A 6,534-nucleotide genomic window follows, 5' to 3' on the forward strand; every position below is an offset into this window, starting at 1 on the left:
CCCCCCCCAGGAAGGGGGCCATGGTCTCCAGGAGATCCTCCCGCCCCCAGAGAAAACCAATCCCTGTGGGGCCGCAGAGCTTATGGCCGGAGCCCACGTACCAGTCACAACCCAGGGCCTGCACGTCCACCGGGCGATGGGGCAGGGCCTGGCAGCCGTCCACCAGCACCTGGGCGCCAACCCCATGGGCCATGGCGGTGATCTCCGCTGCAGGGTTGAGGCAACCCAGGGTGTTGCTCAGGTGGACAAAGGAGACCAGGCGGGTGCGGTCGTTGAGCAACGCCTTGTAATGATCCATGTCCAGTTCCCCCTGGGGGGTGACCCCCACATGGCGCAGCACGGCGCCGCTGCGCCGGGCCGCCAGTTGCCAGGGCACCAGGTTGCTGTGGTGCTCCATCACGCTCAGCACCACTTCATCGCCGGGCTTGAGGTGCTCCAGTCCCCAGCTATAGGCCACCAGGTTGATGGCCTCCGTGGCATTGCGGCTGAACACGATTTCCCTGGCGTCTGCGGCGCCAACGAAGCGGGCCACCGTGGCCCGGGCCGATTCAAAGGCCTCCGTGGCCCGGGCGCTGAGGGTATGGGCGCCGCGATGCACGTTGGCGTTGTGGCAGCGGTAGTACTCCACCAGGGCGTCAATCACTTGCCGGGGCTTCTGGCTGGTGGCGGCGTGGTCCATGTAGACCAGGGGTTGCCCCTGCAAGGTCTGCTCCAGCAGGGGAAAATCGGGGCGGGTGGAACGGGCCAGATCAAGCTGGCGCTCCGTGGCGGCGCTCATGGCGGGGGTCATGGTTGATCCGGGGTAGGGGTCTCAAGCAGACTCCGGAGTGGGGGCCAGCTCAGGGCAGCTTGGGGAAGCCGTTGCAGGATCTCTTCGCAGAAACCCCGCTGGAGCAGGCGGGAGGCTTGATCCCGGCCAATGCCTCGGGATTGCAGGTAGAAGAGTTCATCATCCTGAAGACAACTGACCGTGGCGCCGTGGGTGCATTGCACATTGTCGGCCACGATTTCCAGTTGAGGCTTGGTGTCGATGCGGGCTTTTGTGCTGAGCAGCAGATTGCGACTCAGTTGGCTGGCATCCGTCTCCTGGGCCGCCCGCGGGACCACGACGCGGCCGTTGAAGACGCTGTGGCCCCGATCATCGGCAAGGGCTTGGTGCCGTTGCTGGAGTTGGCCAGCGGGGCCGTCGAAATACACCGTGCTGTGGGTATCCAGCAGGGACTGCCCCCGGGCCACGGCCAGACTATGGAGATGGGTCTCCGCCTGACCCTGGCGCTGGCGGATGAAGGGCTCGTCACGGCTCAGTCCCCACCCCCAGGTCACGCTGGTGCGTCGATAGACGCTCCGGGGGGATTGATGGACAAAGCTGCCCCCCAGGAAGGCGGCCTCCGGGCAACCCCAGGTCATGGCGGCCTCTTCAAGCTGAGCGCCAGGCCCCAACCGGGCCTCCACCATGGGCGCCACCGCCGCCCGGGCCGTCGCCGCCACATGCCAGCTCAGGCAGAGCCGGGCGCCGGGTTCCAACACCAGCAGCACATGGGGCGCCAGCCAGGCCTGGGACTGCTCCACCCGAATCCCCAAGTCCAGATGGACGGGATCGGGGCCGCTTACCTGCAGGCCGAGAGACGGGCCGGGGGTCACGCCGTTGAGTGCAGCCCCCAGGGGCAACGGACCCGAGGGCATGAGGGTCCGGGCCACCTGTCCTGGGGTGATGTTCCCGCTGGGCAGGGGCATGAGGCCCCGGGGCCATGGGGGCGGTTCCCCCTGGGGACCGAGCCAGTGGCCGCTGCTGTCAAGCTGCAAGCACAGGCGTGCGGGAGATTCTTGTCCCGAAGACGCTTGACGGAAAGCCTCCGGCCAGCGGGGGGATGCGGTGCGGGTATGGAGCCGGGTGGGATCAAGCCGGGTCAGGCAATGCAGATCCGTGAACCGCCATGCCTCGCTGCGGCGGGTGGGCAGGCGCCAGTCACGGGCGCTGGCTTGCTGACCGGCAGCGTTGCCCCCAGGCCGCTGGGCCAGCGCCTGTAACAGGGTCTCCAGCCAAAGCTGAGACCGGGATTGGGTGGCATTGCTCATGGCTGGCGTGTGTCCGACCCGTTGGTTTCATCAATCCAGTCGTATCCCCGTTGCTCCAGCGCCATGGCCAAATCCTTGTCGCCGGTGCGCAGGATGCGACCCTCCGCCATCACGTGGACGAAATCCGGGGTGATGGCATCCAGCAATCTTTGGTAGTGGGTAATCAGGAGCGTGGCGGTAGTTGGCAAGGCCAGCCGCCTCACTCCGTTGGCCACGATGCGCAGGGCGTCGATGTCGAGGCCGGAATCCGTCTCGTCCAGGATGGCCACCAGCGGCTCCAGCAGCGCCATCTGCAAGATCTCGTTGCGCTTTTTCTCCCCGCCGGAAAAGCCTTCGTTGACGCTGCGCTCCAGGAATGCCGGGTCCATTTGCACAATGGCCATGGTCTCCCGCACGTGGTCTTCGAAGGCGAAGGTATCCAACTCCTCCTGACCCCGCCGCTGCCGCCGGGCATTGCAACTCACCCGCAGGAACTCCAGATTGCTGACGCCGGGAATTTCCACGGGATACTGAAAGCCCAGGAACACCCCTGATCTGGCCCTGTCCTCGGGGGAAAGGGCCAGCAGGTCCTGGCCTCTGTAGTGGATGCCGCCGGCGGTGACGGTATAGGCAGGGTGGCCGGCAATCACTTTGGAGAGGGTGCTTTTGCCGCTGCCGTTGCGCCCCATCAGAGCATGGATTTCACCGGCGCGAATCTGTAGGGAGACGCCCCGCAAAATCTCGTTCTCCTCGACGCAGGCATGGAGATTCTCAATGGACAACAACACATCCCCAGGCTGGATCGGGGCTTCTCTGGAAGGGGTGGTCTCAGTGGATGTCAAGGGCCTGATCGGGAACAGGGAGCAGATGGGAGAAAGACAGAATCCGGCAGGGTCTAGCCAACGGAACCTTCCAGCTTGAGGGCCAGAAGTTTATCGGCCTCAGCGGCAAACTCCATGGGCAACTGGTTGAATACGTCGCGACAGAATCCACTGACCAGCATGGAGACCGCCGCCTCGGGCTCAATGCCGCGAGACTGTAGATAGAAGAGTTGATCTTCAGAGATGTTGCAGGTGCTGGCCTCGTGCTCAACGGTGGCTTCAGGTTGGCGGGACTGGATGTAGGGGTGGGTGTTGGCTGCCGCCTGATCGCCGATGAGCATGGAGTCGCACTGGCTGAAGTTGCGGGCTCCCCGGGCTTGGGGACCCATATGGACCAACCCCCGGTAACTGTTGGCGGAATGGCCGCTGCTGATGCCTTTGCTGATGACGGTGGAGCGGCTGCCAGGGCCGATGTGAACCATCTTGGCGCCCGTATCCGCCTGCTGGTGATGATTGGTCAGGGCTACGGAATAAAACTCGCCAACGGAATCCCGGCCCCGGAGCACACAGCCCGGATATTTCCAGGTGATGGCTGAACCTGTTTCCACCTGGGTCCAACTGATGCGGCTGCGCCGGCCCTTGCAAAGACCCCGTTTGGTGACGAAGTTATAGATTCCCCCTTTGCCGTTTTCGTCACCGGCATACCAGTTCTGAACGGTGGAGTACTTGATGGAGGCATCATCCAGGGCCACCAGTTCCACCACGGCCGCATGCAACTGGTTGGTGTCGAACATGGGCGCCGTACATCCTTCCAGGTAGCTGACGCTGGCCCTCTCCTCGGCGATGATCAGGGTCCGCTCGAATTGCCCTGCATCATCGCTGTTGATGCGGAAGTAGGTGGAGAGTTCCATGGGGCATTGCACCCCTTTGGGAATGTATACAAAGGAGCCGTCGCTGAACACCGCGGAATTGAGCGCTGCGAAGAAGTTGTCCCCAATGGGAACCACGGACCCCAAATAGCGTTCCACCAGCTCCGGGTGATCTTTGATGGCTTCCCCCATGGAGCAGAACACCACGCCGTGCTCCGCCAGTTTCTGCTTGTAGGTGGTGGCGATGGACACACTGTCAAACACCGCATCCACCGCCACGTTGCTGAGGCGTTTCTGTTCGCTCAGGGGAATGCCCAGCTTGTCAAAGGTCTCCAGGAGGGCCGGATCAACCTCCTCCAGACTGGCTTTCTGCTCCTTTTGACGGGGAGCCGAGTAGTAGACGATGTCCTGATAGTCAATGGCGGGATACCTCAGGGCAGCCCAGTCGGGCTCCGCCATGGTTTGCCACTGGGCATAGGCCTTGAGGCGGAATTGCCGCATGAAATCCGGTTCCTGCTTCTTGGAGGAAATCAGGCGCACCACCGATTCATCCAGGCCCTTGGAGATTTTCTCGGTCTCAATGTTTGTTACAAAGCCGTAGCGGTAAGGCGTCTTGTTAAGGGCCTCTACGGCGGCGGCACTGCTCATTGCGGGATGGGAGAAGGTTAGTTGGCGAGGGCCTGAATGGTTTCCGTGGTGATGGCCTGGCTGTCGCCACGGAAAGGGTTGTCTTCGGTGAGAAACAACATGCAGTGGCATTCCTTGCGTTCCCGCATGGGCACACAGGGGCAGTTCCAGAAGGCCTGGGCCGCCTCGGCGGGTTTGTCGTCGTAGTGACGGCATGGGCACAGGGGCGCCCCAAGCTGATCCTTGTGGGCGGCCAAACCCTTGAGAACCACTGCTGTGACGCCGGGATCACTGCAGAAGTAGGTGCCGGTGCGCTGGGCGTAGGTCTGGGCAAATTTGCGCAGGGTCTCCAGGCTCTCGGGGCTGGGCTGAGGGTCTTGGTCCGGAGTCATGGGCAGCAGAGTAACGAAACCAGTTAGTTTCCTAATTAGATTACAACCATGCGCATGGCCCTGTGGCCGTTTTCCCCGTGATGTCGTCAGAACCAGTCACATCGACCCGTGAGGCAGCGTTGACCATCCTGCTGCGGCTGGGGCAAGCCACCGCGGCCGCCATGGCCGGCCAGTTGGGGGTTTCCGTGCAGGTGATGCGCCGCCATCTGCGCAGCCTGGAGCAGGAAGGACTGGTGGAAAGCCCCTGTAACACCACCGGCCCGGGGCGGCCCAGCCACCTCTGGCGGCTGACGGCCCGAGGCCGGGATCACTTCCCGGACGGGAGCCAGGAGTTTGCCCGCGGACTTCTTCACACCGTGGCCAACAGCCTCGGGCCTGAGCAACTGCAGACTCTCCTTGGCCAACAGGCCGCGGCCCAGGCCCGGCGCTATCGCAGACTTCTCGGCAATTGTCCCCTGGAGAAGCGTCTGCAGCGTCTCGTGGAACTGCGCCGTCGGGAAGGGTACGTGGCGGATTATCAACCGTGTCGGGACCGACGCGGTTGGCTACTCAAGGCCTTCCACTGTTCCGTGGCCCGCATTGCCGAGCAGTTTCCCGTGATCTGCAGCCAGGAACTGCAGCTTTACCGCAGCGTCTTCCCGGATTGTCAGGTGGAGCGGTTCCACTGGATCCAGGAGGGGGACCACTACTGCGGCTTCCGCGTTCAGCAGGGCGCAACGGCGGACTGTTTCCAGTCCGCAGCAGCGAGTCTGGATGGATCCTGCAAGGGGTAACAGAATTTGTGTCCGCTTTTCCCCATCAGCGTCTCCCCAGGCGCCGCAGAAACCAGCTCTTGAAGATCGTGAAGGGGAAGCCCCGCTGTGGCCCCGACGGGGACCGCCCAAGGTGAGAAAGGAAAGACTTCACCTTCACCTTGGACTGCACCAGGCGGGGGTGCTTGACAATTCTGCTGCTGCCGGGCTGCCGGCCCTCCATCAGGTCAAGGCGCTCCTCCAGGCGGTACAGGGGCTGGCTCAAACGCTCCAGGCGATCCAGGTAGCCCTCGATGCACTCCATAAATCCCTCCAGGCGCTTCAGACGCGCAAGGTGCTCTTCCAGATCGGCGGAGGAAATCTCCAGGCGCTCCAGGCGCTCAAGTCGCGCTTCCAGGCGCTCAACTTTGGCCAACAATGCATGGTTGGGGGTCATGGATTCCATCGGAGTGCGGACTCACCACAGCTTACCCATTACCCCCTCGACTGTGCCACTGAACACCGGTTGCCCTGGCGGCAACATGCGGCAGCCAGAATCCTTCCCAAAGCCTGCCGGCGCCGCCCGTGGGTTCAGCAGTAGGGGGCCAGGCTGTCCCGGGTGGAGGCGCCTGTTCGAGAATTGATCCCCTCGGCCATGGCGCAGAGTTGCCGCGCTGCCCCCACCTCCAGCAGGGCATCGCTGAAATCCGCCCCGCTGATCCGGGCCCCCTGCCAGCGCACGCCCGGGGCAATGGCCTCGCGCAGGTCGGCGTCCCGCAGGTCGGCGTCGCGAAAATCCGCGGCATCCATCAGCACGTTGCTCAGGTTGGCCGCCACGAAGCTGGCGCCCTGAAACACCCCCTTGGTGAGAATGGCCCCATGGAGGTTGCTGCCGCTGAAATCAGCGTCCCGGGCATGGGCGCCGGCAAAGGAGGTGTTCTCCAGATCCCGCCCCTGGAAACTCTCGCGATCATGGGTGGTGAGGGTGTAGTCCACCCGCCCTTGAAAGAGGGCCCGCTGCTCCAGACCGGCCGCCGCC

At 63.6% G+C, this 6,534-nt stretch carries 8 protein-coding genes; 1 reads left to right on the forward strand and 7 read right to left on the reverse strand.

The window, feature by feature from the left end:
* The 5 genes from BG35_RS0105200 to BG35_RS0105230 form a co-directional block, all read right to left on the reverse strand.
* Positions 1-790 (reverse strand): aminotransferase class V-fold PLP-dependent enzyme (locus BG35_RS0105200; protein ID WP_025781996.1); only part of this gene is annotated, 790 nt, incomplete at its 3' end.
* Complete coding sequence (locus BG35_RS0105205; RefSeq protein WP_025781997.1) at positions 787-2,076, reverse strand: SufB/SufD family protein; 1,290 nt, start codon at positions 2,074-2,076, stop codon at positions 787-789. The genes BG35_RS0105200 and BG35_RS0105205, both read right to left, overlap by 4 nt.
* Positions 2,073-2,897: a Fe-S cluster assembly ATPase SufC gene (sufC, locus tag BG35_RS10440; RefSeq protein WP_236619792.1), complete on the reverse strand. Its 825-nt coding sequence runs from the start codon at positions 2,895-2,897 to the stop codon at positions 2,073-2,075. The genes BG35_RS0105205 and sufC overlap by 4 nt, the downstream gene beginning before the upstream one ends.
* A 53-nt stretch (positions 2,898-2,950) precedes the next feature.
* Complete coding sequence (gene sufB / locus BG35_RS0105225) at positions 2,951-4,393, reverse strand: Fe-S cluster assembly protein SufB (protein ID WP_025781999.1); 1,443 nt, start codon at positions 4,391-4,393, stop codon at positions 2,951-2,953.
* Between the two features lie 17 nt (positions 4,394-4,410).
* Entirely contained in the window at positions 4,411-4,764 is a 354-nt protein-coding gene (locus BG35_RS0105230; RefSeq protein WP_025782000.1) for a ferredoxin-thioredoxin reductase catalytic domain-containing protein, read from the reverse strand.
* 80 nt (positions 4,765-4,844) lie between these two features.
* On the opposite strand from BG35_RS0105230, the gene sufR reads away from it, so the two are divergent.
* Complete coding sequence (gene sufR, locus BG35_RS0105235; protein ID WP_025782001.1) at positions 4,845-5,537, forward strand: iron-sulfur cluster biosynthesis transcriptional regulator SufR; 693 nt, start codon at positions 4,845-4,847, stop codon at positions 5,535-5,537.
* Between the two features lie 25 nt (positions 5,538-5,562).
* On the opposite strand, the gene BG35_RS0105240 is transcribed toward sufR, so the two are convergent.
* Both BG35_RS0105240 and BG35_RS0105245 read right to left on the reverse strand, forming a co-directional pair.
* Complete coding sequence (locus BG35_RS0105240) at positions 5,563-5,952, reverse strand: hypothetical protein (protein WP_152535178.1); 390 nt, start codon at positions 5,950-5,952, stop codon at positions 5,563-5,565.
* A 134-nt stretch (positions 5,953-6,086) separates the two neighbouring features.
* On the reverse strand, positions 6,087-6,534 hold a 448-nt coding region (locus BG35_RS0105245), incomplete at its 5' end, for a pentapeptide repeat-containing protein (RefSeq protein WP_025782003.1).

The sequence above is a fragment of the Candidatus Synechococcus spongiarum SH4 genome (assembly GCF_000586015.1).
GTDB classification, from domain to species: domain Bacteria; phylum Cyanobacteriota; class Cyanobacteriia; order PCC-6307; family Cyanobiaceae; genus Synechococcus_B; species Synechococcus_B spongiarum_F.